Below are 26,805 nucleotides of genomic sequence, written 5' to 3'. Positions count from 1 at the left end.
GATGTCACTATTTTAAGATTGATATATTGCAATTTAGCAATTATAATAAACACAACCTACTATATGAAAGGTGAATGAAATGAAAAAACTGCCTAGAATCAGTCAAAAAGAACAAGATGTGTTATTGGTTTTTTGGCGAGATGGCGGAAATTTAACCGCATCAGCCATCGCAGATAAAGGGGATGGATTGGGTATTAATACCGTTCAAGCAGCGGTTCGGAATTTATTGAAAAAGGAATATATTGAAATTTCTGACATTGTATATAGTGGCACCGTACTAACAAGAAGTTATAAGCCTGTTATAAGTGCAGAACAATATGCTGCATATCAGTTGCAAATTTTAAAAATAAATGCTAAGAATTTTTCAGTATCGAACTTTGTAGAACATTTTAAAGAAAATAATGAGTTAGATTGTTTAAAAGAATTGAAGTAGTTATATAAATCCAAGTTTAATCTCACCGTAGTTAAAGATAAAATTCATATAGGACGAGTATGAAAACTGAAAAATTAAGTATGTCAAGCATTTTGTTGATATATTATATAGACATCTGTTTATTCCTTCTTCGAGAATTACAACAATACAGGAGTATCAGATGTTTTTCCATTTTCACCTTTTGGACACTTTGTCAAGCACTGATTACTGCTTTGAGCTCTTTATATTATTTCAACAACTCACCTGCAAGAGCAGGCTCTTTAATGAATCCTTTATAGTTGTCTGCTTGAATGTCATACAGCTCCGCATATATTTTATTATTGCTAATCAGAAAATCATGATCACCCACAGCGTCTACTTTTCCTTCGTGTATTACAATTATTTGATCAATATTTTTTATATTAGTGAATCTATGAGTAATAATTATATTAATCCTCTCTGTTTTTTTATTTACCATATTTTCAAAGACTTCACTTTCTGTCTTAGCATCTAAAGCTGCTGTTGGTTCATCAAATACCATAACGTCTGCTTCCCGGACGAAACTTCTTGAGATAGCAAGTCTTTGCCATTGTCCTGTTGAAATATCCTCACTATTTTCCCATCCAATCAATAAATTTGTATCAAATTTCCTATTTAATTCATTAATAAAATCATGTGCTTGACCTAAGACGGAAGCTTCTATTATAACTGGCATATTGTTAATATTATCAACCATTGAAATTCCAATATTTTCTCTTATTGTAAGCGGAAACTTCACAAAATCCTGGAACATCGCGCTCATTTTCTCAAAATAGGCTTTCTTGTCGTACATAGTTCTATTAATGCCATTGATTAATATCTCGCCTTTTGTTGGTGCATATAACCCTAAAATGATCTTGATCAACGTAGTTTTTCCACTTCCGTTATATCCGACAACTGCATAATCAAATCCCTTTTTTAATGTCAAATTTATATCTTCTAATATATGGTTACATGAGCTTGGATATTTAAAATAAACTCCTATAAACTCAATTGAATCCACGACAAAATCCTTTATTAAATCCTCCCTAACTTCCTCGCTTTTTATTGAATTTATTTTGTTTAACCTCTCAAAGCTCAATAAATACAAACAATTTTCATATAGTGTCAAAGCACAGCTTATTAAATTGATCAAAGCATTTTGCAGCTTGGTAGCAGTTTCAATACTCATTATGATCACACCGATTGACAGTTTACTCATAATACCATTAACAACTATAATTATTTTCAATAAATAGGTCAGTAAATGTTGAATAGAATCACCTACTGTAGATTTTATAGTCAAAGTTCTTTTTACATTTTTATCTTGCTCAATTATCTTTTCAAAAATATTATTAATGATATTCTGTATAAAAGATATGTTGGAAAATAATTTCATTTCTTTGAAATTTTCATATGTAACTATCATATCCTTTAAAGAACTATAGTACCTAGTTTTTTCATATCGTTTATCATATACTTCAAATAACTTTGACATAGATTTTAAATTAATTATTGTACTTGGGACTATTGATAGTATGATGATAATCACTATACTTATCTGGTAAGATGCCAATATACTTATTGTACCAACGAATAAAGTCATATTCATGATAATCTCAACAATGTTATTCAAAATACCTATACTTCTCACTGTTGACTCGTCATTTGTTTTTTGGATGTCATTATGTAGTCTTGGATCTTCGAAATCTTGCATTTCCATGCTGTCTACAATTTCAATAGTTTTATTTGTTATATACTTATCAACTAATACAGTATAAATTTCCTTTACATAATTTGTAGTTTTATTAATAATTAATTTTATTAGTACAATAATGAAATGAAGAAGAAAGAGATATATTATGATAATATAATCTTTGTTGTCATTTATTAAAAGAGAACCTATTTGATCTATTATATGCTGCCATACAATTAAGTTTATGATATCAGGTAAAGCCATAACAGAACTTAAAACTAAAATTAATATGAAGTATTTTTTTGAAGAGGCGAATAATACGCTTAGAGTAGTTTTTATAATAGCAAAGTAGTTACTAAAGTGTCTAAAATTGTTGAATTTCTTCATCTCAATTATCCTCCAGTATTAATTGTGTTCTAAGTACTAAGGACGTGACTAAACCCTGAAGAATAATGTGGTATGGATATTGTATTTCAATATAGGTCATAGCCTTCTGAAGAGTAACTCCAGTCTAACAACCTTAGATTTGAATACAACAGTGTCTTCGTCGGTATTGGACGAAGACACTGTTGTATTGTGAAACTCAATTTCTTGCCGCGTCGGAGTTATACGCGTTGTTTACAGAACCGACGCAAGAGCAATTACAATCAGGTTCTGAAATTTTATTTAACTGAATAGTTCGTTAATTGAGAATTACACATACTGCTGGTTTGTAAAACTAGTTTCTTGCTGCGTCTTGGTTAGCCGCTTCATTTACAGAACCGATGCAAGAGCATTGACAACCAGTTCCTGAAACCTTAGTAGCTGCTTGGTTCGCTAATTTAGAGTTACACACACATGGCGCACGAAAAGCTATGCTCTCATTGTCAATAGCTTGCTGTTGATATGGATTCATAATTTTCAGCATATTCTCACCTCCTTTCATTATGTATTTATCCAGGTTTAAATGAGAACAATTAAACCGAGAAATTAATTGTTATAAAAGAACATCTTCGTTAAAGATTGCTAATTGTTCCGGTGATGTCCTAAGTAAGTTGTGATAATTCCTTAAACTACGTTCTGTTGTACTTCTATAATATTCACACTCTGCAAGATCAGGTTCCCTGACTCCCGAAGAATCCATTCTGTCTACATAACAACTACTACAAAGTTTAGCAGCCCAACAATCAGAGCAAATATTTTCCCAAACTTCGGAAAATTCATAAACATATTTTTTATAAATCTTTTCCTCAATAATCCCTTGATTTATATTTCCTATTGAAGGACTGTTTCCTATCCTTTCACATGCGAGAAAATCGCCATCTGCGGAAACAAATAATCGTCGGGATCCAACAACACAACAACCGTTCATTGGCACAAAATTAGTAGCTCTTTTTGTTACGCTTCTTTTATGAATTCTATCAAGTGAATTAAAGATAGTTTGTTCTTTAATTTCTTCCAAATTGCTAGTAATACTGATTTGCTTATCCTGCCATTGTCGTAGCGATTGGTCATTATAATCGGAGCTTTTAAGCAATTCTTCAGGCACAGTACCAGGACCGGCATAACCTAATTGATATCGGAAATCTTCATGAGTAAAATCTAAATTTGTAAAAAAGTCATCTATTTGAGAAACCTTTTCTTCGCTAAACGGAGGCATGTACACCGCATTTGCACTTATGTGCATTTCCTTACCATTTTTTCTAGCTACACTATTTAATAATTTGAATTTCTTGAAAACGTCATCAAATGAGCCTGAGCCATTCTTATAGACTCGATACATATCATGTATTTCTTTGGGACCATCAATGCTACAAAGAATAGATAAATTGTCAACGGTAGAAAAATATTCAGCCATTTTGGGGGTTAATACAGACAAGTTAGTAGTAAAAGAAAATTGTATAGTCCTTCCTGCTAAAGCAACCTTCGAGTATTCAATAACTTCTTTTAATAGCTCGAATTCAAGTAAAGGCTCTCCACCGTAAAAAGTAATAGAAACTTCCTGCTGATCCCCATAAAGTTTCATGTAATCAATAGATTTAAGCGCCGTATCAGATGACATTCTTTTTGAAGTAAACGCCCGATTGTGAGGATACCCATCATGGTATATACAATAGCGACAACGCATGTTGCATTTTCCAGTTAATTCTAAAATGAGTTGCGTTGTCCCTGTATTCATTTCATTTTTTATATACTCTAGGGATATGTCATTATATAAGTGCTTAATTTTGAATCCTTTGAATAAATCCTCCTCATTAATTGAAGTCATTAATTCATCTACATTAACGTTGTGAGCATAAATATATTGATTTAATTCATCTAAGCTTTTATTAGAGGAAATTAACAATTCAAATAACTGAGCTATATCATTGTCAAGCATCACAACCTTACTTGTACCACTATCGTAGAAGTAGTAAAAGTTATGTTCAGAGAATATCTTCCCTATGGAAAGTGCTGTTTGTGCTGGTTTTTCTTTTTTGTATTCTTGGATGTAATTAAAGAGTTCTGAAAAGTTTTCGAAGTTATCTTTATATAGATCCATTTCATTACCTCCTGCCATTAAAATACAACTCTTGAATATTATTATAGTAACATATTAAAAAAATATCAACACATTAATTTTTTAATATGTTACTTTCGGTCTTACCACATCTAGGTTATGAAGTTTAGTAGGCGAAAACTCTACTTGATAAGACTAAACCGAGCCCCATATTTTAATAGACAACTTCGCATAGAAACCTGCAACACTCTAAATCAAAAAAGAGCAGCATAAGCGCTGCTCTTTTTTGCTAGGCTAGAATCGGAGCCTTAATACTTGAATTCATACGAATAGGAGTTTATTGTCTCCAGAACCGTACTATTTTCCACAAATTTTGTTATATGTACCACCCGGTAGGTATTCCCGGAATTGACATAGTTAAACCCGTTCGAAGCATGTGAGCCCATGCTCGAGAAAGACTAGGTCCAAGACTTCACATCAGACCATTGATTGCTGCTGTTTTACCTCTTTTGTAGGGTGAGAGTAATAGAAGTATCATAATCCGTATAAATCTTTATTGTTCTCCCACTCTCGATAGTCAGCGAAACAGATGTCACCGAGATATACTATAAAGGGTATTATTATCTTCTCCTGTACAGCAGGTTCAGCATATTCTACTCTCTAAGGTCATGCAAATAAAGATTTCTTCGTAATTCCCCTCTATTTTTTTCTTATTCAGATGTTTCTTCATACTCCACTTCCGCCATTCTTAAGAAGCAGCTTCATTGCTCTGCGCCTGGCTCTGGTCAAATAAGATCTAATATTCACCGCTTGGACATCCATAGAAGCAGCAAGCTTGTGATCACTCCATTCAAGAATGTACTTGTTATACAATAAAGTCTGATCCCGTTCTGATAACTCACTGAGTATCTTGGCAATCTCTGTGTAATCCTCCTTGAGGCTATACATCTCCTCGATGCTAGGCTGCTTGTCGGCTATTTGCTCTATACTGTCAGCGGTTATCCCTGAAGAGGTATGATTCAGATGTCTTTTGCGCTGCTTCGCATGATTAATACTAGTATTATGTACGGTATGGACCAGATAGGATACTTGTTTATGCAGGTCTAGGGAACGCAATAATGCGGCTTTACTGATTAGTCTGACAAAGGACTCCTGTATCATATCATCAACAACATCATAGTCCTGCAAGATCTCATAAGCCTTCTTTTTCATAATAGGATAATACCTATCGTATAGCTCTGTTAGAAATACAACATCCTCGTTAACTTCTACAGTAGATAGGATGGTGAAGAACATGAATATTCTCACTCCCTTTAATTTACATTATAATACATAATAATAGTTTATCCACCTTATTATGGAAGTGATGTATGATTCACAATATATGCTACTAGAAGCATTCAGCGAAACAAAAAGACCACTCTAAATAGCTATATTTAGAAAATAAAAAAAACTTGTAAAATTGCTGGAAGCAATCTTACAAGTCTTTTTCGATATACCGGTGAGAGGACTCGAACCTCCACGGTTTCCCTCTCGATTTTGAGTCGAGCGCGTCTGCCATTCCGCCACACCGGCAAAGTATTAAGTTAAAATATGGCGCGCCCTGAGAGATTCGAACTCCCGGCCTTTTGATTCGTAGTCAAACGCTCTATCCAGCTGAGCTAAGGGCGCAAAATTTATATGGAGCGGACGACGGGAATCGAACCCGCGACCCTCGCCTTGGCAAGGCGATGCTCTACCGCTGAGCCACGTCCGCACACGATATGTATTGATGTCCGACTCACTAAAGAAGTGAGCCATGAAGGACTCGAACCTTCGACACCCTGATTAAAAGTCAGGTGCTCTACCAACTGAGCTAATGGCTCATAAAGCAAGAAAATGGCGGAACCGACGGGATTCGAACCCGCGGTCTCCTGCGTGACAGGCAGGCATGTTAGGCCAACTACACCACGGTTCCAGAAGAATAATTGCTTAATGAAAATTGGTTGCGGGGGCAGGATTTGAACCTGCGACCTTCGGGTTATGAGCCCGACGAGCTACCGGGCTGCTCCACCCCGCGTCAGTAAAAAGTATTAATTCCCTTGGATTCCTCGGAAAGTATCCGGATTCCTCAGTGAAGCATTAACTTCACTTTTGGGGATGTGTTATGGTGGAGGCTGAGGGGATCGAACCCCCGACCCTCTGCTTGTAAGGCAGATGCTCTCCCAGCTGAGCTAAGCCTCCATGTAAAGAAGCAACTTAATTATCATAACATAATCAAATCTGTAATGCAACCATTTTTTCTAGAAGTCTAATGCTGTTTCAAGAAGAAATGGTGACCCGTATGGGATTCGAACCCATGTTACCTCCGTGAAAGGGAGGTGTCTTAACCCCTTGACCAACGGGCCGTTTTAAAAACAAATTGTTTTGACAACAAAAAAGATTATATCATGTATTATTAAGTATAGCAATACCTAAATTGATTATTTTTCTTTTTACTCTTCACTAGGTAATAGATTGATATGAAGCTTTTGAGCTATTATCTCAATGATTTCACCCGTAGTTCTATCATTCGTGTCTAGATGCTGCTTAAACACCTCGTGATCAAGCCCTGTGATGCACCTGTCGATCTGCTGAGCAGCCCAAGAGTCTTTTCCTTCACCTCTAACGCTTAATCTCTTAAGCAAGGTCTCTCGGGAGGCACACAAACTAAAATGATAAAGCTCTATACCTCCATCCATTAACTTGCCGATGATTTCCCTGCAATAATCCGGATTCATTAGGGTCATAGGCACGATAATTATTCCATCATATTCGCTAGCTATGTTTTTCTTCGATACATTTCATATGCGGTTTGTGTCTTCCCTGAACCAAAAGCACCATTGATCCATATAATCATGATCATTTGCCTCCGTGAACTAATTTTCATTCGAAGAAATCACTCACAATGATTGCCTATCCTTATAATAAGCGGATAAATATCATACAACAAAAAGACCACTGTCGATAACTCAACAGTGGTCTTGCGTGCTTGGCAACGTCCTACTCTCCCAGGACCCTTCGGTCCAAGTACCATCGGCGCTGGAGGGCTTAACGGTCGTGTTCGGGATGGGTACGTGTGGAACCCCTCCGCTATCGCCACCAAACGGGCATTTGCGGTACAAATGCATTATTCAGGTCTCAGCATCGCCAAATGCTGAAAACAAATTCATCATCAAACAGTCACTTGGACTATATAAATCGGAGCTTGATTCCTGAAAACTGAATCCGAAACGAATTTGCATTCTAAGTATAGGATAAGCCCTCGACCGATTAGTATTGGTCAGCTCCATGCATTGCTGCACTTCCACCTCCAACCTATCTACCTCGTCGTCTTCAAGGGGTCTTACTAATTGGGAAATCTCATCTTGAGGGGGGCTTCACGCTTAGATGCTTTCAGCGCTTATCCCGTCCGTACGTAGCTACCCAGCCATGCTCCTGGCGGAACAACTGGTGCACCAGCGGTACGTCCATCCCGGTCCTCTCGTACTAAGGACAGCTCCTCTCAAATTTCCTGCGCCCACGACAGATAGGGACCGAACTGTCTCACGACGTTCTGAACCCAGCTCGCGTACCGCTTTAATGGGCGAACAGCCCAACCCTTGGGACCTACTTCAGCCCCAGGATGCGATGAGCCGACATCGAGGTGCCAAACCTCCCCGTCGATGTGGACTCTTGGGGGAGATAAGCCTGTTATCCCCAGGGTAGCTTTTATCCGTTGAGCGATGGCCCTTCCATGCGGTACCACCGGATCACTAAGTCCGACTTTCGTCCCTGCTCGACTTGTAGGTCTCGCAGTCAAGCTCCCTTATGCCTTTGCACTCTGCGAATGATTTCCAACCATTCTGAGGGAACCTTGGAACGCCTCCGTTACTCTTTAGGAGGCGACCGCCCCAGTCAAACTGCCCGCCTGACACGGTCCCCGTACCCGGTAAGGGTACTAGGTTAGAACCTAGATACGATCAGGGTGGTATCCCAACGGCGCCTCCACCGAAGCTTGCGCTCCGATTTCTACGGCTCCCACCTATCCTGTACAGATCGTACCCAAATTCAATATCAAGCTGCAGTAAAGCTCCATGGGGTCTTTCCGTCTTGTCGCGGGTAACCTGCATCTTCACAGGTATTAAAATTTCACCGGATCTCTCGTTGAGACAGCGCCCAAGTCGTTACGCCATTCGTGCGGGTCAGAATTTACCTGACAAGGAATTTCGCTACCTTAGGACCGTTATAGTTACGGCCGCCGTTTACTGGGGCTTCGGTTCATAGCTTCGGGTTACCCCTAACCACTCCCCTTAACCTTCCAGCACCGGGCAGGCGTCAGCCCGTATACTTCGCCTTGCGGCTTCGCACAGACCTGTGTTTTTGCTAAACAGTCGCTTGGGCCTTTTCACTGCGGCCCCCTCGTGCTATTCACACTACCGGGGCACCCCTTCTCCCGAAGTTACGGGGTCATTTTGCCGAGTTCCTTAACGAGAGTTCTTCCGCGCGCCTTAGAATTCTCTTCTCGCCTACCTGTGTCGGTTTGCGGTACGGGCACCTTCTCCTGGCTAGAGGCTTTTCTTGGCAGTGTGAGATCATGACCTTCGCTACTATAATTTTCGCTCCCCATCACAGCCCAGCCTTAATGATGTGCGGATTTGCCTACACATCAGCCTCACTGCTTAGACGGACATCCATCAGTCCGCGTCACTACCCTCCTGCGTCACCCCATCGCTCATAGCGGATTACGGTGGTACAGTAATTTCAAACTGTTGTCCTTCGACTACGCCTTTCGGCCTCGCCTTAGGTCCCGACTTACCCTGAGCGGACGAGCCTTCCTCAGGAAACCTTGGGCTTTCGGCGGATCAGATTCTCACTGATCTTTTCGTTACTCATACCGGCATTCTCACTTGTGTAGTGTCCAGCGCTCTTTTCAGTACACCTTCAACCCCTACACAACGCTCCCCTACCCCAGATACATACGTATCTAGCCATAGCTTCGGTGGTGTGTTTAGCCCCGTTACATTTTCGGCGCAGAGTCACTCGACCAGTGAGCTATTACGCACTCTTTCAATGGTGGCTGCTTCTAAGCCAACATCCTGGTTGTCTGTGCAACTCCACATCCTTTCCCACTTAACACACACTTGGGGACCTTAGCTGATGGTCTGGGCTGTTTCCCTTTTGACAATGGATCTTAGCACTCACTGTCTGACTCCCGGCAATAAGTATATGGCATTCGGAGTTTGACTGAGCTTGGTAATCCTTGCGGACCCCGCACCCAATCAGTGCTCTACCTCCACTACTCTTATACCGAGGCTAGCCCTAAAGCTATTTCGGGGAGAACCAGCTATCTCCGAGTTCGATTGGAATTTCTCCGCTACCCCCACCTCATCCCCGCACTTTTCAACGTACGTGGGTTCGGGCCTCCAGTGCGTGTTACCGCACCTTCACCCTGGACAGGGGTAGATCACACGGTTTCGGGTCTACGTCCACATACTAAGTCGCCCTATTCAGACTCGCTTTCGCTGCGGCTCCACCTTCTCGGCTTAACCTTGCATGTTAAACGTAACTCGCCGGTTCATTCTACAAAAGGCACGCCATCACCCATAGATCGGGCTCTGACTTTTTGTAAGCACACGGTTTCAGGTTCTATTTCACTCCCCTTCCGGGGTGCTTTTCACCTTTCCCTCACGGTACTGTTTCACTATCGGTCGCCAGGTAGTATTTAGCCTTAGCAGATGGTCCTGCTGGATTCATACGGGGTTTCACGTGCCCCGCACTACTCGGGATCCGTCTCGGAGAGAACACAGTTTAGGTTACAGGGCTTTTACCTCTATCGCGGGCCTTTCCAGACCTCTTCACCTACCATATTCCTTTGTAACTCCATGTGAGACGTCCCACAACCCCAAGAGGCAAGCCCCTTGGTTTAGGCTGTTCCGCGTTCGCTCGCCGCTACTGACGGAATCACTATTGTTTTCTCTTCCTCAGGGTACTTAGATGTTTCAGTTCCCCTGGTCTGCCTCTACATTTCCTATGTATTCAGAAATGAGTAACTGCGAATTACCACAGCTGGGTTTCCCCATTCGGACACCCCCGGATCAAAGCTTGCTTACAGCTCCCCGAGGCAGTTTCGTTGTTCGCCACGTCCTTCGTCGGCTCCTGGCGCCTAGGCATCCTCCGTGTGCTCTTATTAGCTTAACCTTGATTCTTCCGAAGAAAAATCTCACTAATAACATTTACTTGTTTACACAAGTTGCTAAAAGATGTTCTAAAACGCAAATTCGTTTCGGTATCCAGTTTTCAAGGATCAAGTCTTACTTGAGAGCTTAAACTCTCAAAACTGAGCAACGAGTGAGTAACAGGCCTAAACCTGAGATTGTGGAAGCTAAGCTTCCGATTTGAATGTCTTCATTGCAGAAGACGATTCTCCATAGAAAGGAGGTGATCCAGCCGCACCTTCCGATACGGCTACCTTGTTACGACTTCACCCCAATCATCTACCCCACCTTCGGCGGCTGGCTCCCTTGCGGGTTACCCCACCGACTTCGGGTGTTGTAAACTCTCGTGGTGTGACGGGCGGTGTGTACAAGACCCGGGAACGTATTCACCGCGGCATGCTGATCCGCGATTACTAGCAATTCCGACTTCATGCAGGCGAGTTGCAGCCTGCAATCCGAACTGAGACCGGCTTTGATGGGATTGGCTCCACCTCGCGGCTTCGCTTCCCGTTGTACCGGCCATTGTAGTACGTGTGTAGCCCAGGTCATAAGGGGCATGATGATTTGACGTCATCCCCACCTTCCTCCGGTTTGTCACCGGCAGTCACTCTAGAGTGCCCAGCTTAACCTGCTGGCAACTAAAGTTAAGGGTTGCGCTCGTTGCGGGACTTAACCCAACATCTCACGACACGAGCTGACGACAACCATGCACCACCTGTCTCCTCTGTCCCGAAGGCCGCTGCTATCTCTAGCAGATTCAGAGGGATGTCAAGACCTGGTAAGGTTCTTCGCGTTGCTTCGAATTAAACCACATACTCCACTGCTTGTGCGGGTCCCCGTCAATTCCTTTGAGTTTCAGTCTTGCGACCGTACTCCCCAGGCGGAGTGCTTACTGTGTTAACTTCGGCACCAAGGGTATCGAAACCCCTAACACCTAGCACTCATCGTTTACGGCGTGGACTACCAGGGTATCTAATCCTGTTTGCTCCCCACGCTTTCGCGCCTCAGCGTCAGTTACAGCCCAGAAAGTCGCCTTCGCCACTGGTGTTCCTCCACATATCTACGCATTTCACCGCTACACGTGGAATTCCACTTTCCTCTTCTGTACTCAAGCCACCCAGTTTCCAGTGCGACCTCAGGTTGAGCCCAAGGTTTAAACACCAGACTTAAATAGCCGCCTGCGCGCGCTTTACGCCCAATAATTCCGGACAACGCTTGCCCCCTACGTATTACCGCGGCTGCTGGCACGTAGTTAGCCGGGGCTTTCTTCTCAGGTACCGTCACTCCGGTAGCAGTTACTCTACCGGACGTTCTTCCCTGGCAACAGAGCTTTACGATCCGAAAACCTTCATCACTCACGCGGCGTTGCTCCGTCAGGCTTTCGCCCATTGCGGAAGATTCCCTACTGCTGCCTCCCGTAGGAGTCTGGGCCGTGTCTCAGTCCCAGTGTGGCCGTTCACCCTCTCAGGTCGGCTACGCATCGTCGCCTTGGTGGGCCGTTACCCCACCAACTAGCTAATGCGCCGCAGGCCCATCCCTCAGTGACAGATTGCTCCGTCTTTCATTCTTCTCTCAGGAGAAAAAAGAAATTATCCGGTATTAGCTACCGTTTCCGGTAGTTATCCCAGTCTGAAGGGCAGGTTGCCTACGTGTTACTCACCCGTCCGCCGCTAAGTTATTTTGAAAGCAAGCTTTCAAAATAACTCCGCTCGACTTGCATGTATTAGGCACGCCGCCAGCGTTCGTCCTGAGCCAGGATCAAACTCTCCAATTAGTATTGAAAAGAGCGATATGCTCATTTTGAAACATCTGACGAGAAAATTAATTCTCTAATTTTGGATATCACTTGCGTGATTTCCTACTCACTCGTTGTTCAGTTTTCAAAGATCAAGTTCTCGTTGACGCCGTTTAATATCTCAGCAGCAACTCTTATAATATATCATGCTTTCTGATTTATTGCAACTCTTTTTTTCAAAGTTTTTTGCAATCTAATTCAGATTAACATTCACCAACCGAAAGCTTTATAGATCCTCTTTGCGACTGGATTTATAATGTACCATATATCCCTATATAAAAACAATACTTAAAAATTTATATTTTATAAATAAGTGCTTTTGCCCCACTTTATTTAACATCTTTTATCCCTATTTACCTATAAAAAACGTGTAGATTCTAAGGATACAGAATCTACACGTGTGTCCGGACAGCGACTTGTTATATAAATTTATTAGTTTGAAATCCAAGGATTTCTACGTTTTTTAGTACTCGCTGCTGAACCTTGAGATTTCGTAGCAGTTTTGCTTTTCTTGCTACTAGGTTGACCTGAGGTCTTTGCTTTTTTGCCTGTTGCTGTTTCCTTTGCTACACTCCCCTTATTCTTGAGAGAAGCGTTAGAAGTTGACTCATCAGTCTCTGTTCTAGCCGCTTCAGGAGATTCCTGCACGAACACTTCAGGTTCTTGAATTTCCGGCACCCGATTATGCTGCGAATAATTACCTATCCCTGGATACTGCGGATTGGATGGAATATTAGAGTTATCCTGTCCGCCAAATGCTCCAAGCGTAGAAGTAGGAACCATTCCCTGATTAGGCATTCCTGCTCCATATGCAGAAAAAGCGTTTGGATTCCCATATTCAGGATAGGTGTTGTATACAGGCATGTCATATGAATAAGTTTGCACTGGTTGAATATGCACGCCTCCGCACCCACAAGTTGGCCAAGGAAGGTTCGGCGTCTGTCCTCCATATTGAGGAACAGCATACGGGGAGAAATCCCCGCCTACGTTCATGCCAGCAACATTAGCCTCCATCGGATTCCACTGTCCTGGACTCATATTAGGGGCAGCATTGGGACTCCATTGTTCTGGGCTTATGTTAGGCGCGGCATTGGGATTCCACTGTTCCGGGCTTATGTTTGGCGCGGCATTGGGATTCCACTGTTCCGGGCTTATGTTTGGCGCGGCATTGGGATTCCACTGTTCTGGACTCATATTAGAATACATATTGCCCGAAAAATAACATGGTGAAATACATTCTGGTGCATAAGCCATTGGCTGAACATAACTTGGTGCCCAGTTCATGTTCATATTAGGGCTGTTTTGATATGAATCATAGAGATAAGGATTTCCTCCCAGGCCCGGGTATCCGTTGGAATTATCCCATGTGCAATCATTGTCTGCTTTCTTCTCAGCTTTAGGTGCTTCTTGTTGAGCAATCGGTTCTTGATTTGGAACCGTAATCTGAACAAATAAACTCTGCATTTCAATTTCTTGCACAGGAGCAACTTCCATTTGCATATTAGGCGCAGGATTGGGTGCAGGTTTAGCTTCTGGCTTGGTCTCTGGTTTTACTTCTGGTTTAGTTTCTGGTTTAGGTGCAGGCACTACTTCAGCAGCAGGCTGTTCTTTGGGACCTGTATATTCCTTGCCACCCACTTGTGTTTTCTCTGAGGCGTTAGAAGGTGTATACCCAGGCTGTGTGGGTGAGGTATTGGATACTTTTTTAGGAATATTAACTACTTCCCCTAGCATAAGTACATTTGGATTCTTTAATTGGGGATTGGCCTCAACCATATCCTTTAAAGGAATTCCCCAGGCTTTAGATAATTTCCACAAGGTATCTCCTTGTTTAACGGTGTGCTTGTAGTAAACTTCACTGTTCTCCGGTACGGATACTGGGGCCGTAGGTATTTTTACTTTGTCTCCAACCGCTAATACGTTCGGATTACTGATCTGCGGGTTAGCTTCAATAAGTTTTTGTAACGGCACTCCGTACTTTTGCGATAAGGCATACAAACTATCGCCTTGTTTGACAATGTGTATTTTCACGTAGCATTAACCTCCTAAAAGTTTTGTGGAGTATTGCTTTCTTTACAGCTACACAGCAAAACTGACTTCGAAAGCAAACACCCTTTTCATGGAACATTGCTCTCTTACAAAGTTATATGCGGTACAGCCGCCTCCTTCGTTACTACATCTTATGCAGCCCATGGGCGAATGACATCCCCGAAATAAAAAAAATCCTTTCATGATCCATGAAAAGATTAACCGGAGACTCCCGTTTTCTTCTGCATGTATGCATAAAAGGACTTCTGATGCGTATTCAATGCTATTTACGTTGTATGATTAGTCTTTATTCCCAAACCTTATAGCCATCTTTATCAACCACATTACGGAACTCTTCGAGCAGCTTCAAAGTGATTGGACCCGCTTGTCCTTCACCAATGATCCGGCCGTCAATTTCACGTGCAGCAATAACTTCAGCAGCTGTGCCAGTGAAGAACACTTCATCCGCTATATAAACATCATGCATTGTGAACGGTTCTTCTTTCAGTTTAATACCTAATTTCTCGCAGAGCTCAATAATCGCCAAACGGGTAATTCCTTCAAGGGCTCCCAAGTAACATGGAGGAGTGAAAACTACACCATTTTTGATGATGAAAATGTTATCGCCCGATCCCTCAGTAACATAACCTTGAGCGTTCATCATGATTGCTTCGTCGGCTTCTGCCAAGTTGGATTGGATTTTTACTAGGATATTGTTTAGGTAATTAAGCGATTTGATCTTTGGATTGAGTGCATCCGGAATATTACGGCGCTGGGATACAGAAACTGCACGAAGTCCGTTCAAATACGCTTGTTCTGGGTAAATAGCCAGTTGTTCAACGATAATAATTACACTAGCTTTTGGACAACGGCGCGGATCAAGACCTAAGTTCCCTGGTCCCCGGGAGACGATCAGTCGAATATAGCCGTTACGCATGTCGTTAAGACGAATCGTTTCAGCCATAGCCTCCAGCATCTCATCATACGTTAGCGGAATGTCCAGCATGATCGATTTTGCCGAATCATACAGTCTGTCCAAATGCTCTTTACATTTAAATATATTGCCGTTATAGATACGGATACCTTCAAAAATACCGTCTCCATACAAAAAACCGTGATCAAAAACGGATACCTTTGCATTTTCCTTCGTTACGTGTTGTCCATCCAAATAGATCCATTGCTCAGCCATGAATTTACTGCACCTCCGCTTTCTCTTCCTCATAGGTGTATGTGGGATACGAGCCCAGAATCCTTACCTGACAGCCTAAAGCACTAATTTCTTCAATAGCCCCTGGCAGCAGAACAGATTCTATCGGTTCCAGCACATCAATATAAAAATAATAAGTACCCAGCTTCTTCTTCGTTGGTCGTGATTCAATACGCGATAAATTCAGTTTCCGCCAGGAAAAAGCAGCAAGCACCTGATGCAAGGCACCTGGAAAATCCTCTGGCAGCGTTACTAGAACACTCGTCTTTACTCCTGTGCTGCTCCGCGGAAGATCTATCTTCTGTGGACCAACCAGGACAAACCGTGTGTAGTTGTTGTTGTGATCTGTAATTTGCCGATCTACAATCTCCAGCCCATGCGTAGCGGCGCCAAGAGCGGTACCGATAGCAGCCCAGCCCTTACCCGGATTGTTTTTGACGATTTCCACAGCTTCAGAGGTGCTTCCGACCGACTCCAGTTCAGCCCAAGGGGCATGCTTACGAACAAATTGCATGCATTGTGCCATTGCTACTGGATGCGAAAGGATTTTTACCATCTTGGTGAAATCCTTGTTGCCGTCTGTATCTGTGAATTCCCTTGGGTTACCGATAAGATTCTGTATCGATGGAAAAATCCATTCCGTCTGCATTGGCAGATCCACTTCATTGATGAGCCAATCGATGTGAAGACTAACTGAGCCTTCAATGGTATTTTCAATCGGAATCACGCTGTAATCGGTGGTTCCACCCGCCGTAGAGAGAAATACATCGGAAATTAACTTGTGATGCACAAGCTTTACAGGTTCACCGTTAAACAAATGCAGCAGCGCTTCGTGGGATACCGAGCCCTGCGGCAATACCGCTATTGATTTCATGACCTTACTCCTTTTATCATATCCAAAAATGATACGTTTTGCATCTCGTTTATTTCGAGCAGCTCTGTAGTAACTCCAGAAGCACAAGGTGTTAACCAGCAGGTCCGAGCGGAAATGCCATGTTCCTGCATCGTATTCTTCAAGAAGGCCTCAAGCTCACTCTTGCGGGTCTCTTGGCGATCCACTAAACATAGCAGAGTCGGTCCAGCACCGCTAAGTGCGATCCCTAAAGCACCGTGTTCAGGAGCTTCTGCAAGCAGCTTCTCCATGCCCGGTATAAGCGGTGCACGATACGGCTGATGCAGGCGATCCTGCATCGCTCTGCTAAGCAGATCAAGCCGACCTGATGCCAGCGAAGCCGTCAATAGAGAGGTTCTGCTGATGTTGTACACAGCATCACTAACTGAGATTTCTGTTGGAAGCAATCCCCGCGCTTTTGTGGTTTCCAGTTCGAATTCAGGAATAACCACCAGCACCTCAAGATTTTGTGGTGGTTCTAGCCGAACATAATCCGCATGTTCACCATCCCACACAGCAGTAATAATGCCGCCAAACAAGGAGGCACCCACATTATCGGGATGTTTCTCAAGCTGGGTAGCCATATCAAATAGCTTGCCATTATCCAGCGGAGAGCCAATCATTGTGTTCGCCGCAGCCATGCCGCCAATAATAGCTGAGGCACTGCTGCCGAGTCCGCGCGTAAGGGGAATCTCCGAGTACATCGATATCGATAATTCAGGCACCGTAACGCCTGCCTCTGCAAATACCATTTGAGCGACCTTATAGAGTAAATTGCTCTTATCCTGAGCCACTCCATTCATCTCATCACCATATAGATGAAAAACAGTCTCCTCTGCTTCCTCCATCTCAATCCAGGCATATAGCGGCAAAGCCATACCTAGAGTATCGAAGCCCGGACCAAGATTGGCAGTACTAGCAGGCACTTTAACCCTAGCTCTTCCGTAAATACTCATAACAGGTACAATCTCCTTACTATGTTTTGAAATATGAAAGTATTAGTTCAGTGACGTGGTTAACCTTCCACTCGATAATGGCTCTTGATCCGGCGGATGACTTTCAGCTCCTCGAAATGGCGCAGCACTTTGTTCATGCTTGCTTTACTAGCGTTATGAGTGACAATAATGATCTCCGCATCAGGATTATTGGGATTGGCTTGCTGAACTACTGAATCCAAACTTACATCATATTCGGCAAACACTTGAGTAATCTTAGCCAATACCCCTGCTTTATCATCAACATGCAGAAGTAAAAAGTTTTTATAAAAGATAGCTTCATCACTCTTAAGCTTTTTCTGCTTGTAAGGTACTTTTTGCTTCAATCCATTAACACCTAGTTTAAGGTTCTTAATGACAGCTACCAAATCAGCTACCACTGAGGTTGCAGTTGGCATAGCGCCCGCACCCGCACCGTAGAACATAGTCTCTCCCACTGCTTCCCCGTATACGTAAACTGCGTTGAACACGCCATTGACGGAAGCCAAGGGATGACTAGCCCGAATCAAGGTTGGCTGAACACTGATGCTGAATTCTTCATCCTGACGTTCAGCGATGCCTAACAGCTTAATTTCATATCCGAGACGTTTCGCAAAGGCGATATCCGCCTTACTCACCTGAGAAATCCCACTCACACTTACATCATGCAGCTCCACGTTAGTACGGAAACCTAAGGTTCCGAGAATCGCCATTTTGCGGGCTGCATCCAGTCCTTCCACATCCGAGGTTGGATCAGACTCTGCGTATCCCAGATCCTGCGCTTCTTTTAACACATCATTATAGGATGCGCCTTCTTGGCTCATTTTGGTTAGTATGTAATTAGTCGTTCCATTCACGATACCTATAATTTTCATAATCTTATCCGAGGAAAAGCCCTCGATAAGTGTGCGGATAATCGGAATGCCTCCTGCAACGCTAGCCTCATAAAAGACATCACATTGCTTCTCCTGCGCCTTAGCAAGAATCTCTGATCCGTGCAGCGCCATCAAATCCTTGTTCGCAGTTACGACATGTTTACCGCGTTCCAAAGCTTCAAGAATATATTCTTTGGTTCCCGCGATTCCACCCATAACTTCAACGATGACATCAATTTCAGGATCACGAATCACATCCCATGGATCTGTCGTTATTTTAGCAGGATCAACCTCGATTTCGCGTGGTTTATTAGAATTATTCACAGCTATACGTTCAATGACAATTGAAGAGCCTACCTGGCTGCTTAAATCCTCTTGATTCCCTTCCACGATACGAACTACACCTGTGCCTACTGTTCCCAGGCCCAGCAACCCCACTTTAACCGGCTTCATCTGTCTCCTCCTAAAAGTTTACGAATATAGTTCCTATCCCTGTCCAACGATTAAAGCTCGCTTCACTCCTGGAATCTCTTTCAGACTATCCAGCATCTCCCCGAGTTCCTCATTTAAGTGTGAAATTTCTACGGAGATCACCACATTTGCCCGCCCTTGCAGCGGAATACTCTGGTGAATCGTCAACACATTAGCCCCATGTCCCGCTACAGAGCCTAGTACCTTGGAAAGCATTCCAGATTCGTGCTCCAAATCCATGGAAATCGTAACGATCCGCTCCCGTTCGAGCTGATGGATCAAATGAATTCCATCCTTGTATTTATAAAAAGCGCTTCGGCTTAATCCCACCTGCTCTACACCTTCATTTACGGTCTTCGCATCCCCGGCCTCAAGCAATTGTTTAACCTGCATAGTCTTAAGTACAGCATCAGGTAATATGTCCTCCCGGACCAAATAATAGCGTTCTTTCACGAACGTCCTCACCTCAAAGACTTTTGTGTTTTCTTAGTGGACATTATATCGGAAAAAGCCTGTAAATTGCAATAACTTTATCTGGATACTCTGAGGTCGGGGAGTTAGACGCAATAAAACCCCCGGATTCCCGGGGGCAGTTGGCAATCGTATGTACACTAACTGTATGGAATCGTCGTCCCGCAATAGTCACAGATTTTATCCTGCCCTGGAAGTACTCTACTCTTAGCACCGCAACTCGGACAAACGATGGATTTGGGCAGTTGGACAGGTGGTTTAGGCCTATTCTCCGGCAATGACTGCCGCCCAGATGATGGCTGGTTCTCTGATGCCGCGGAGGGCTGTGCCCGGTCAGGATGCACAAGATTGGGCGGTTGTTTATCTAAGAGCTTAACACGTCCTTCATAATAGACAAGATCAGAAGCAAGTAACCCCCATCTCACTAAATACCGTAGGTCTCTACGTACATCATCTTCACTTTGTTTCGTGATATCAGCTAAATTACCGATATGTCTAACATCATCCACTATGATCAGCATGAGATACTTCTTGCACAGAAAATCAAAGTTTTCTGTTGCGAAGGTAGCCCTCCCTGCAAAGCTGTCCGCCGGAATTATAAAGATCAAGTAGAGGACCACCAGAATGATCAATAAAGTGAACCACTTAAAATCCCCTTTGTAGGTCCCCACGGCGAAGAGGACGGCAAGTTCCATAAAAGCTCCCATACATACATGATAGAGCAATTTATAGTTAAATGATTTCCGCTCATTCTTATAATGAGTGCTTACAAAACGAAGCATCGCAAGTACAAACCCAAGCGGAGCAAACAAATAGGCAATCGCCATGATGATTCGATCAAACACTGTCCGGTCTCGCTTGTTACGATAGCGAAGGTTATTCTCAGGCGCACGCACCAGTGCTTGTGCCCGTTTAGAATAAATAAGCTTCGGCGGCAATTTTACAAATGGGTTATCTACACGTCCTTCATAATAAACAATATCTGGAGAAAGTACTCCCTGATCTTTTAAATATTCCAAAACCTCGCGGACGTTCTCTTCACTGAATCCGCGAATATCGGATAGGCTGCCGATATGCCTTATGCCGTCCACAAGAACCAATGCGATATAGTCATTGCAAAGATAGGTGAATCCCTCTCTCCATCCTACGGCTCTAACGGATAATTTGATGGCGGGAATCCTAAACAATGCGTAGATAATCACCAGCCTGATCAAGAGTGCGACATAATCGATTTGACCGAGTAGCTTGCTAATAATGAAATAGATCGCCAATTCTACAAAGGCACCCATACACGCATGATAAAACAGGTTAATATTGCTTGCTTTGCGCTGTCTCTTGGAATGTGTAGATAATAACCGAATGGCAGCCAATATAAAGCCAACCGGAGCAAATACATACGCAAACACAATAGTCGTATAATCAAACGCCGTCCGCTCATATTCATGCTTGTACACGGGTTTTCCCGATGTCGGCGGCTGTCTGCGTATATCCAATCCACTCATTTTGTCTTTAATCCCCTTATTTATGTAATCCTATATGCGATGCAGCTAATCTATTGGTTGACGGCATTAATTGTACGGGATCTTCGTTCCACAGTAATCACAGCTTTTAGATTGGCTTGGGAGCACAGTATTCTGGGCTCCGCACCCCGGACAACGGATAGACTTAGGCAGTTGCGGTGGAGACTGAGGCTGCGCAGGTATCTGCTGCCCCGATGCTTGGGTTCTCCCCGTTCCTTCGAAGCCCGAAGTACTTCCAGGGTAACCTTGATTAGCTGCTGATGACTCTGGCGTCTGGCGCCCTTCGGATAACGAGATATCAATATCAAGCAGTCCTTTATCCTTCAGATACTGGACATCTCTTCGTACATCACTTTCACTTTGGCCTATTCGTTCAGATATACTGCCAATATGCCGGATATTCTTATTTTGAATCAGCTCTATATAAGAAGTGTTAAGCTTAGAAAGGGTATATTTAGCTTTCGCTGTCACACTGGCCAGTATAAAAGCTGGAGTCAAAAACATGATTGCAATTAAAATAAGCGTTGATACTAATTCAGAAGTTCCAAATTCCCCATTGAGCGCACTAGAAAACATGGCAATAGAAAGTTCAACAAACCCACCAATAAATACATGCATCAGCAGGTTGAGGTTAGTCGGTCTGCGGTAATTTTTGTAATGCGTTGTCATCAAACGTAACAAGGCAAGCACAAGTCCAACGGGCATCAGCAGATAAGCCGCCGCGAGAATAACATAATCAAACCCGGTACGTTCGTATTTAAGCCGGGGAACGGCTGCATTTCCTCTCGGGAGCGGTGACGGCTCTTGTAGGTTCAAACTGTTCATGTAGTAAACTCCTCCTATTTAAGTGCCGCTAATTCACGGTTACGCCGCTGAAGTGTAGACTTTATGCTCTCTGACATCTCATTTATTTCTACCTGCCAGCCCTCATGTGGCTCTTGGGTCGCCAGCAGTAGCTTCACGTGATCATGTAACAAGGAAATCTGCTGCTGCAGAATATCCTCTGTAGCATATAAAGACGGTTCTGATATCGGATCACTGTACTTAAATTTTTCCTCCAACATATCTAGCACGTTCACTAGCTGCCCAGATTCGGAATTCTTCCAGCTACTAGCCAGCTCACTCATTTCAGTTAATTCGTTCTGATACCGCCGAAACTTTTGTAAAGACTTATTAGCTTGCTGTTCCCCTGCCCCGGCATTCCACCCGTAAAGCCCTATCGCGGCCAAAGTGATCGCCCCTAACACAAGAATCAGCAGTTGTTCGGCTGCGTACCACAAGGCGGGTAACTCCAGCAGCCAATCGAATAATAAGGCCGATACAAATACGATCGCTGCATAGATTCCCGTAATGATTGCACCGCTGATAAGAACAGGCGGAGTCTGCTGAATGCTACTTGCAGTTCGGAGCCAAAAAATACAATAGCCATAGATTACACTCTCTGCTAGCAGAACCGCGGATAAAGAAATTATGAACCGAAACAGTGAGTCGGAGAAACCTAATCCAATAAACGAGAACACTGTCAGTACTATAGCTACCGCATAAATGACGGTAATAATGTATATATATCTCCTGCTTTTGTTCATTAGGTCCTCCTTAGCCTGCTTTTGTTCCGCACTCTGCACAGAATTTTTGTCCAGCTTTCAGCTCATGTCCACAGCCGCTGCATTTAATCACCATGCTGTCTCCACAATGAGGACAGAATTTCACCCCTGGCGCTACCATAGTCCCACATTTACCGCAAGCTTTAGGCATTTCTTTTCCACAGGAGACACAAGAAGCCGCTCCCTCAGGATTATCTGCTTTACAGGATGGGCAAGCACGATAAGGATTTCCGCAACCTGGACAGAACTTAGCTCCCGCATTTAGTTCATGCCCACATTCAAAACATTTGATCTTGTTCGCAGACGGAGAACCTTGCGGGTTGCCTCCAAGCGCCTGCCCACAACCGCTGCAGAACCGTCCCTCTACTGGATTCATAACTCCACACTTAGAGCAGGAACGCTGCTCTTGACGTATAACTGTAGTCCCTGAATCCAAATTCATCCCTCTAGTCATACGGTTCACCATATCCATAGCCGGTCCAGCAAATCCCATTCCAAGTCCAAGCCCCATCCCGGTGTTCATCATGCCCACTCCAAGATTGCCGGGATTACCTGCCGCTTCTTCCATCGTGTCAAAACCACGCTCCTGCTGATAGGTGAATCCGATGATATCCATTTCTGCTTTTTTAGCCAAAGCTTCCTTCAAACGAATCGTTGCCGGATCATCCTCTGGAATATTGATCGAATCAATATAGAAATTATTCAGCTCAATGCCATTATCCAAGAAAGCCGAGGCTAGTCGGCCCTGAATATGTTTGGAGATCTCTGCAACATAAGCATTAATCTCCAGTATGCTGATTTGCTTGTGCACAAGGTAAGAAGAAATAAGTTCATTTATATTCGACATCAGCAGTCCGCGGAAATAACTGATAAGCGTTTCATGATCAAACTGCGGGAGTGTCCCTACGAGCTTCAGCAAGAATTTTCGCGGATCATCGATTTTTACACCAAACTGCCCAAAAGAGCGAACAGAAATCATGATTTTGTATTTAGGATCCTGAAGCTGTAAAGGCGAGCTTGTTCCCCATTTGACATTCATCGAATTCGTCTTATTCACATACCATACTTCAGCCGTAAATGGTGATTTTCCACCAAAAGGAAGATTAACGATATTGGATAAAATAGGTATATTAGCGGTACTTAGAGTGTGCCGCCCAGCTGTAAAGGAATCAAGCGCTTGTCCGCCCTTGAATAGAATCGCTTCCTGGGATTCATTAACGATTAGTTGTGTCCATGTTCCCAGCTCCTGGTTAGGATATTTCCATGCAAATATACCTGGAGGACCGTCATACTTCACCACTTCTATAATTGCCATCTGCTATTCCTTCTTTCATTATCTTATATATAAATAACGTGTATGCTCCCAAATGGGAATTAGTGTATTTCGATATTTATTGTATACGATATATATCGTGTTTTGGGTTCTTTTATTGAAAAAAATTACTGATCTCCTCACAAAAAAAGCGCCAACTATGCCATCCCTTTACAGGAAAACCATAGTTGGCGCTTCATAGTCAGCTAAAGATTAATAGTAGCTGCTGTTCTCAACGAATTCGAATTCGAAATCAGCGATACGGACAATTGTTCCTTCTACAGCACCGCGTTTACGAAGCTCTGCATCTACACCCATATGACGCAAAGTCCGTGCCAGCTTGAGAATCGCATCATGTGTGCTAAGCTGCATGCGCTTCAGCATACGTTCGATACGTGGGCTTGTGACCACAAACGCCTCGTTATCCCGTGTAATAGTAAACGAATTATCCTCTTCTGCTTCCAGCTTATACACCTTACGTTCAGTAGTTTCAGCAACTTCCTCAACCACCGGAGCAACCGGAATACTGTCGAGAATATCCGTTGCACGATATAAGAGCTCCTGAACACCCTGACGGGTAAGGGATGAAATTGGCATGATTTCTAAATCCGGCCGCACCTCAGCTACGCGTTCACGGAAAGAAATAAGATTCTCTTCTGATTCAGGCATATCCATCTTATTCGCCGCCACAATCTGCGGACGATCGATTAGACTAGCATTGTACTGCTTCAGCTCATCATTAATTAGAACCCAATCCTCGAAGGGATCACGGCCCTCAGAGCCAGACATATCAACTACATGAATGATGATACGCGTGCGTTCAACGTGACGCAGGAATTCGTGACCCAGACCTATGCCTTCACTAGCTCCCTCGATTAATCCAGGCAGATCCGCCATCACAAAGCTTCGGCCATCCCCAACATCCACTACCCCTAAATTCGGTGTAATTGTTGTGAAATGGTAAGCTCCGATTTTGGGCTGAGCTGCGGACACAACCGACAGCAACGTAGATTTACCCACACTCGGGAAGCCTACAAGCCCTACATCAGCCATTACCTTAAGTTCCATAACAACATAACGCTCTTGGCCTTCTTCACCGTTCTCCGCAAGCTCTGGTGCAGTATTATTAGCTGTGGCAAAACGGGTGTTACCCCGGCCTCCACGGCCTCCACGTGCAACTACAACCTGTTGTCCATGACGCGTCATATCGGCAATGATCTCTTGCGTATCATCGTCAATCAGAATGGTTCCTGGCGGAATACGAACGATCATATGATCCGCATTCGCTCCATGTTGGCTTTTGTTCCGTCCTTTAATCCCTTTGTCAGCTTTGAAGTGGCGCTGATAACGGAAATCCATCAACGTGCGCAGTCCCTCATCTACACGGAAAATAACGTCGCCTCCACGGCCTCCGTCACCACCGGCAGGACCACCCTCCGGTACATATTTCTCCCGGCGAAACGCAACGAGACCATCCCCGCCGTCACCGCCTTTAACATAAATCTTAGCTTTATCTACGAACATAAATGTTCACCTTCCTCACATTTCAAGCGGTAATCGCAGCTCTACATAAGCCCTGCTAGGCTTAAACTGCTCTGCTTTCATGATTTTTCCTTGTACTATATTATAAATTTGCCCTTTGAGCAGCTCGGGATTGCCATGCTCCCCCTCGCCTTCGAAGGAGATAAGAATGTCTCCTCCATCCTGAAAAAAGCCAAGGCGCAGCTTGCGCGTCTCCCCCTGAGGAGCCAGCCCGTTGTACTGATAAGCCCGTATGGTCTGCATAATCACTGAAGTCAGCTCATCTCCTGCTTCTGGATTTAGCTTGTCCTCTAGCTGCAACCCTTCCTCCACCTGAACTTCCAATTCCAGACTAGACCTGTTAGTTCGGAAGGATTGGATATAGAAAACCAATGAAGGAATGCCCAACTTAGCGATACGACTATCAAGTGCTATGCGTTCCTTTATTCTTTCCACACACTCCACGGATTTATTAGGCTTTCCAAGCTGAATATATCCGTATAGAATCTGCAAATCGTTCATCCAATCATGTCGATGATGATTCAGTGTCCGAATCGCCGCCTGTTGCAGAGTGTTCTCTTGTATACGCAGCTCCCGTTCATAATGACGCTGGCTCCAGATAAAACTGAAAGCAACGATTGCCACTACCCAGACTCCGAGTAATAGACACGTCAGAAGAGAAGTATGCCAATACAAAAGACCTAAAGGAAGCATTACGGATAACATGACTGCCCAGATTGCACTTTTCCAGGATTTCATTCTTTCTCCCCGTCCCTCAGTTCGCAAAATTCATGACTTCGTTTAGATAATTTGTTTTGTTAGTATCATTTACCATTTCCTAGTATAACACACGCGTTCACTGTAGTTCACCAGAGATAATAACGAGAATTTCACATCTATCTAACCATTCCAACTTTGCATCACAAATAATTATGAATATTCTACAAAAAAGCCTCCGGCACTCATGCCGGAGGCTTCTACTTGCTCATATGGTCCGTAAGCTTACGCTTCCAGTGCCGCTGCTACCGGAGCGACATCAACTGGGTACACGCTCACTTTTTTGCGATCGCGGCCCCAACGTTCGAACTTCACTACGCCATCCACCATTGCGAACAAAGTATCATCTTTACCGATGCCTACGTTAGTTCCTGGGTGAATTTTTGTTCCGCGTTGACGAACCAAGATGTTACCGCCGGTTACTGCTTGACCGTCAGCACGTTTCACGCCAAGACGTTTGGAATGGGAATCCCGTCCGTTTTTTGTGGAACCTACACCTTTTTTCGATGCGAACAATTGAAGATTCAATTTCAACATG

General features: G+C 43.6%; 19 protein-coding genes, 8 tRNA genes and 3 rRNA genes. 1 reads left to right on the top strand and 29 read right to left on the bottom strand.

What is annotated here, in order from left to right; translation table 11 throughout:
- Positions 1-79: 79 nt before the first annotated feature.
- Complete coding sequence (locus tag NST45_RS03215; protein WP_051491512.1) at positions 80-433, top strand: BlaI/MecI/CopY family transcriptional regulator; 354 nt, start codon at positions 80-82, stop codon at positions 431-433.
- A gap of 226 nt (positions 434-659) precedes the next feature.
- On the opposite strand, the gene NST45_RS03210 is transcribed toward NST45_RS03215, so the two are convergent.
- The 29 genes from NST45_RS03210 to rpmA all read right to left on the bottom strand — a co-directional run bounded on the left by NST45_RS03210 (position 660) and on the right by rpmA (position 26,804).
- Complete coding sequence (locus NST45_RS03210; protein ID WP_036687469.1) at positions 660-2,513, bottom strand: ABC transporter ATP-binding protein; 1,854 nt, start codon at positions 2,511-2,513, stop codon at positions 660-662.
- Between the two features lie 331 nt (positions 2,514-2,844).
- Positions 2,845-3,033, bottom strand: coding sequence for a hypothetical protein (locus tag NST45_RS03205; RefSeq protein WP_036687467.1), 189 nt, complete (start codon positions 3,031-3,033; stop codon positions 2,845-2,847).
- 69 nt (positions 3,034-3,102) lie between these two features.
- The gene (locus NST45_RS03200) at positions 3,103-4,647 is read right to left on the bottom strand and encodes a radical SAM protein (protein ID WP_076130852.1); all 1,545 of its coding nucleotides are present in this window, start codon (positions 4,645-4,647) and stop codon (positions 3,103-3,105) included.
- A gap of 684 nt (positions 4,648-5,331) precedes the next feature.
- Positions 5,332-5,901, bottom strand: coding sequence for a sigma-70 family RNA polymerase sigma factor (locus NST45_RS03195; RefSeq protein WP_036687464.1), 570 nt, complete (start codon positions 5,899-5,901; stop codon positions 5,332-5,334).
- 200 nt (positions 5,902-6,101) lie between these two features.
- Positions 6,102-6,180, bottom strand: a tRNA-Leu gene (locus NST45_RS03190).
- Between the two features lie 19 nt (positions 6,181-6,199).
- A tRNA-Arg gene (locus tag NST45_RS03185) sits at positions 6,200-6,276 on the bottom strand.
- Positions 6,277-6,286: 10 nt separating this feature from the next.
- Positions 6,287-6,361 (bottom strand) — tRNA-Gly (locus tag NST45_RS03180).
- A 36-nt stretch (positions 6,362-6,397) separates the two neighbouring features.
- Positions 6,398-6,470, bottom strand: a tRNA-Lys gene (locus tag NST45_RS03175).
- A 14-nt stretch (positions 6,471-6,484) separates the two neighbouring features.
- Positions 6,485-6,562, bottom strand: a tRNA-Asp gene (locus NST45_RS03170).
- Between the two features lie 25 nt (positions 6,563-6,587).
- Positions 6,588-6,664 (bottom strand) — tRNA-Met (locus tag NST45_RS03165).
- Between the two features lie 88 nt (positions 6,665-6,752).
- Positions 6,753-6,828 (bottom strand) — tRNA-Val (locus NST45_RS03160).
- Positions 6,829-6,917: 89 nt separating this feature from the next.
- A tRNA-Glu gene (locus NST45_RS03155) sits at positions 6,918-6,992 on the bottom strand.
- A gap of 87 nt (positions 6,993-7,079) precedes the next feature.
- The gene (locus NST45_RS03150) at positions 7,080-7,379 is read right to left on the bottom strand and encodes a hypothetical protein (RefSeq protein ID WP_339824887.1); all 300 of its coding nucleotides are present in this window, start codon (positions 7,377-7,379) and stop codon (positions 7,080-7,082) included.
- Positions 7,380-7,613: 234 nt separating this feature from the next.
- Positions 7,614-7,730: ribosomal RNA gene (gene rrf, locus NST45_RS03145) — 5S ribosomal RNA — on the bottom strand.
- 146 nt (positions 7,731-7,876) lie between these two features.
- A 23S ribosomal RNA gene (locus NST45_RS03140) occupies positions 7,877-10,803 on the bottom strand.
- A 233-nt stretch (positions 10,804-11,036) separates the two neighbouring features.
- A 16S ribosomal RNA gene (locus tag NST45_RS03135) occupies positions 11,037-12,594 on the bottom strand.
- The 16S, 23S and 5S rRNA genes sit together here, the layout of an rRNA operon.
- 453 nt (positions 12,595-13,047) lie before the next feature.
- Complete coding sequence (locus NST45_RS03130; protein ID WP_339824884.1) at positions 13,048-14,646, bottom strand: LysM peptidoglycan-binding domain-containing protein; 1,599 nt, start codon at positions 14,644-14,646, stop codon at positions 13,048-13,050.
- 304 nt (positions 14,647-14,950) lie between these two features.
- Positions 14,951-15,832 (bottom strand): branched-chain-amino-acid transaminase, encoded by an 882-nt coding sequence (gene ilvE / locus NST45_RS03125; protein WP_036685189.1) that lies wholly within the window; start codon positions 15,830-15,832, stop codon positions 14,951-14,953.
- A 4-nt stretch (positions 15,833-15,836) separates the two neighbouring features.
- Positions 15,837-16,724, bottom strand: coding sequence for a prephenate dehydratase (gene pheA, locus NST45_RS03120; RefSeq protein ID WP_076101002.1), 888 nt, complete (start codon positions 16,722-16,724; stop codon positions 15,837-15,839).
- A complete protein-coding gene (gene thrB / locus NST45_RS03115) occupies positions 16,721-17,698 on the bottom strand; it encodes a homoserine kinase (RefSeq protein WP_036685186.1) in 978 nt (325 codons plus the stop codon). Before thrB ends, pheA begins: the two co-directional genes overlap by 4 nt.
- Before the next feature lie 59 nt (positions 17,699-17,757).
- A complete protein-coding gene (locus tag NST45_RS03110) occupies positions 17,758-19,044 on the bottom strand; it encodes a homoserine dehydrogenase (protein WP_036685184.1) in 1,287 nt (428 codons plus the stop codon).
- 33 nt (positions 19,045-19,077) lie between these two features.
- Positions 19,078-19,515 (bottom strand): ACT domain-containing protein, encoded by a 438-nt coding sequence (locus NST45_RS03105; RefSeq protein ID WP_036685183.1) that lies wholly within the window; start codon positions 19,513-19,515, stop codon positions 19,078-19,080.
- 158 nt (positions 19,516-19,673) lie between these two features.
- Positions 19,674-21,035 carry a hypothetical protein gene (locus NST45_RS03100; RefSeq protein WP_076224592.1) on the bottom strand — a complete coding sequence of 454 codons (1,362 nt, stop codon included), beginning with the start codon at positions 21,033-21,035 and terminating at the stop codon, positions 19,674-19,676.
- Between the two features lie 66 nt (positions 21,036-21,101).
- Positions 21,102-21,878 carry a hypothetical protein gene (locus NST45_RS03095; protein WP_036685179.1) on the bottom strand — a complete coding sequence of 259 codons (777 nt, stop codon included), beginning with the start codon at positions 21,876-21,878 and terminating at the stop codon, positions 21,102-21,104.
- Between the two features lie 14 nt (positions 21,879-21,892).
- Positions 21,893-22,639: a hypothetical protein gene (locus tag NST45_RS03090; protein WP_036685177.1), complete on the bottom strand. Its 747-nt coding sequence runs from the start codon at positions 22,637-22,639 to the stop codon at positions 21,893-21,895.
- A gap of 10 nt (positions 22,640-22,649) precedes the next feature.
- Complete coding sequence (locus NST45_RS03085; RefSeq protein ID WP_036685175.1) at positions 22,650-23,972, bottom strand: SPFH domain-containing protein; 1,323 nt, start codon at positions 23,970-23,972, stop codon at positions 22,650-22,652.
- Between the two features lie 210 nt (positions 23,973-24,182).
- Positions 24,183-25,493, bottom strand: a complete 1,311-nt coding sequence (gene obgE / locus NST45_RS03080; RefSeq protein WP_036685174.1) for a GTPase ObgE — start codon at positions 25,491-25,493, stop codon at positions 24,183-24,185.
- Between the two features lie 15 nt (positions 25,494-25,508).
- Positions 25,509-26,249: a Spo0B domain-containing protein gene (locus NST45_RS03075; RefSeq protein WP_076105522.1), complete on the bottom strand. Its 741-nt coding sequence runs from the start codon at positions 26,247-26,249 to the stop codon at positions 25,509-25,511.
- 243 nt (positions 26,250-26,492) lie between these two features.
- The gene (rpmA, locus tag NST45_RS03070) at positions 26,493-26,804 is read right to left on the bottom strand and encodes a 50S ribosomal protein L27 (protein ID WP_036685171.1); all 312 of its coding nucleotides are present in this window, start codon (positions 26,802-26,804) and stop codon (positions 26,493-26,495) included.
- Position 26,805: the final 1 nt, after the last annotated feature.

Origin of the sequence: Paenibacillus sp. FSL R7-0163, from assembly GCF_037969975.1 — a bacterium.
Taxonomy (GTDB): Bacteria; Bacillota; Bacilli; order Paenibacillales; family Paenibacillaceae; genus Paenibacillus_AQ; species Paenibacillus_AQ odorifer.
This window is presented reverse-complemented; position numbering and strand designations above follow the sequence as displayed.

What these genes read in the sequence shown, in the direction of transcription:
- NST45_RS03215 (WP_051491512.1), top strand. Translation starts at nt 80, where the DNA reads ATGAAAAAACTGCCTAGAATCAGTCAAAAAGAACAAGATGTGTTATTG.
- NST45_RS03210 (WP_036687469.1), bottom strand. Translation starts at nt 2,513, where the DNA reads ATGAAGAAATTCAACAATTTTAGACACTTTAGTAACTACTTTGCTATT.
- NST45_RS03205 (WP_036687467.1), bottom strand. Translation starts at nt 3,033, where the DNA reads ATGCTGAAAATTATGAATCCATATCAACAGCAAGCTATTGACAATGAG.
- NST45_RS03200 (WP_076130852.1), bottom strand. Translation starts at nt 4,647, where the DNA reads ATGGATCTATATAAAGATAACTTCGAAAACTTTTCAGAACTCTTTAAT.
- NST45_RS03195 (WP_036687464.1), bottom strand. Translation starts at nt 5,901, where the DNA reads ATGTTCTTCACCATCCTATCTACTGTAGAAGTTAACGAGGATGTTGTA.
- ilvE (WP_036685189.1), bottom strand. Translation starts at nt 15,832, where the DNA reads ATGGCTGAGCAATGGATCTATTTGGATGGACAACACGTAACGAAGGAA.
- pheA (WP_076101002.1), bottom strand. Translation starts at nt 16,724, where the DNA reads ATGAAATCAATAGCGGTATTGCCGCAGGGCTCGGTATCCCACGAAGCG.
- thrB (WP_036685186.1), bottom strand. Translation starts at nt 17,698, where the DNA reads ATGAGTATTTACGGAAGAGCTAGGGTTAAAGTGCCTGCTAGTACTGCC.
- NST45_RS03110 (WP_036685184.1), bottom strand. Translation starts at nt 19,044, where the DNA reads ATGAAGCCGGTTAAAGTGGGGTTGCTGGGCCTGGGAACAGTAGGCACA.
- NST45_RS03100 (WP_076224592.1), bottom strand. Translation starts at nt 21,035, where the DNA reads ATGAGTGGATTGGATATACGCAGACAGCCGCCGACATCGGGAAAACCC.
- NST45_RS03095 (WP_036685179.1), bottom strand. Translation starts at nt 21,878, where the DNA reads ATGAACAGTTTGAACCTACAAGAGCCGTCACCGCTCCCGAGAGGAAAT.
- NST45_RS03090 (WP_036685177.1), bottom strand. Translation starts at nt 22,639, where the DNA reads ATGAACAAAAGCAGGAGATATATATACATTATTACCGTCATTTATGCG.
- NST45_RS03085 (WP_036685175.1), bottom strand. Translation starts at nt 23,972, where the DNA reads ATGGCAATTATAGAAGTGGTGAAGTATGACGGTCCTCCAGGTATATTT.
- obgE (WP_036685174.1), bottom strand. Translation starts at nt 25,493, where the DNA reads ATGTTCGTAGATAAAGCTAAGATTTATGTTAAAGGCGGTGACGGCGGG.
- NST45_RS03075 (WP_076105522.1), bottom strand. Translation starts at nt 26,249, where the DNA reads ATGAAATCCTGGAAAAGTGCAATCTGGGCAGTCATGTTATCCGTAATG.
- rpmA (WP_036685171.1), bottom strand. Translation starts at nt 26,804, where the DNA reads ATGTTGAAATTGAATCTTCAATTGTTCGCATCGAAAAAAGGTGTAGGT.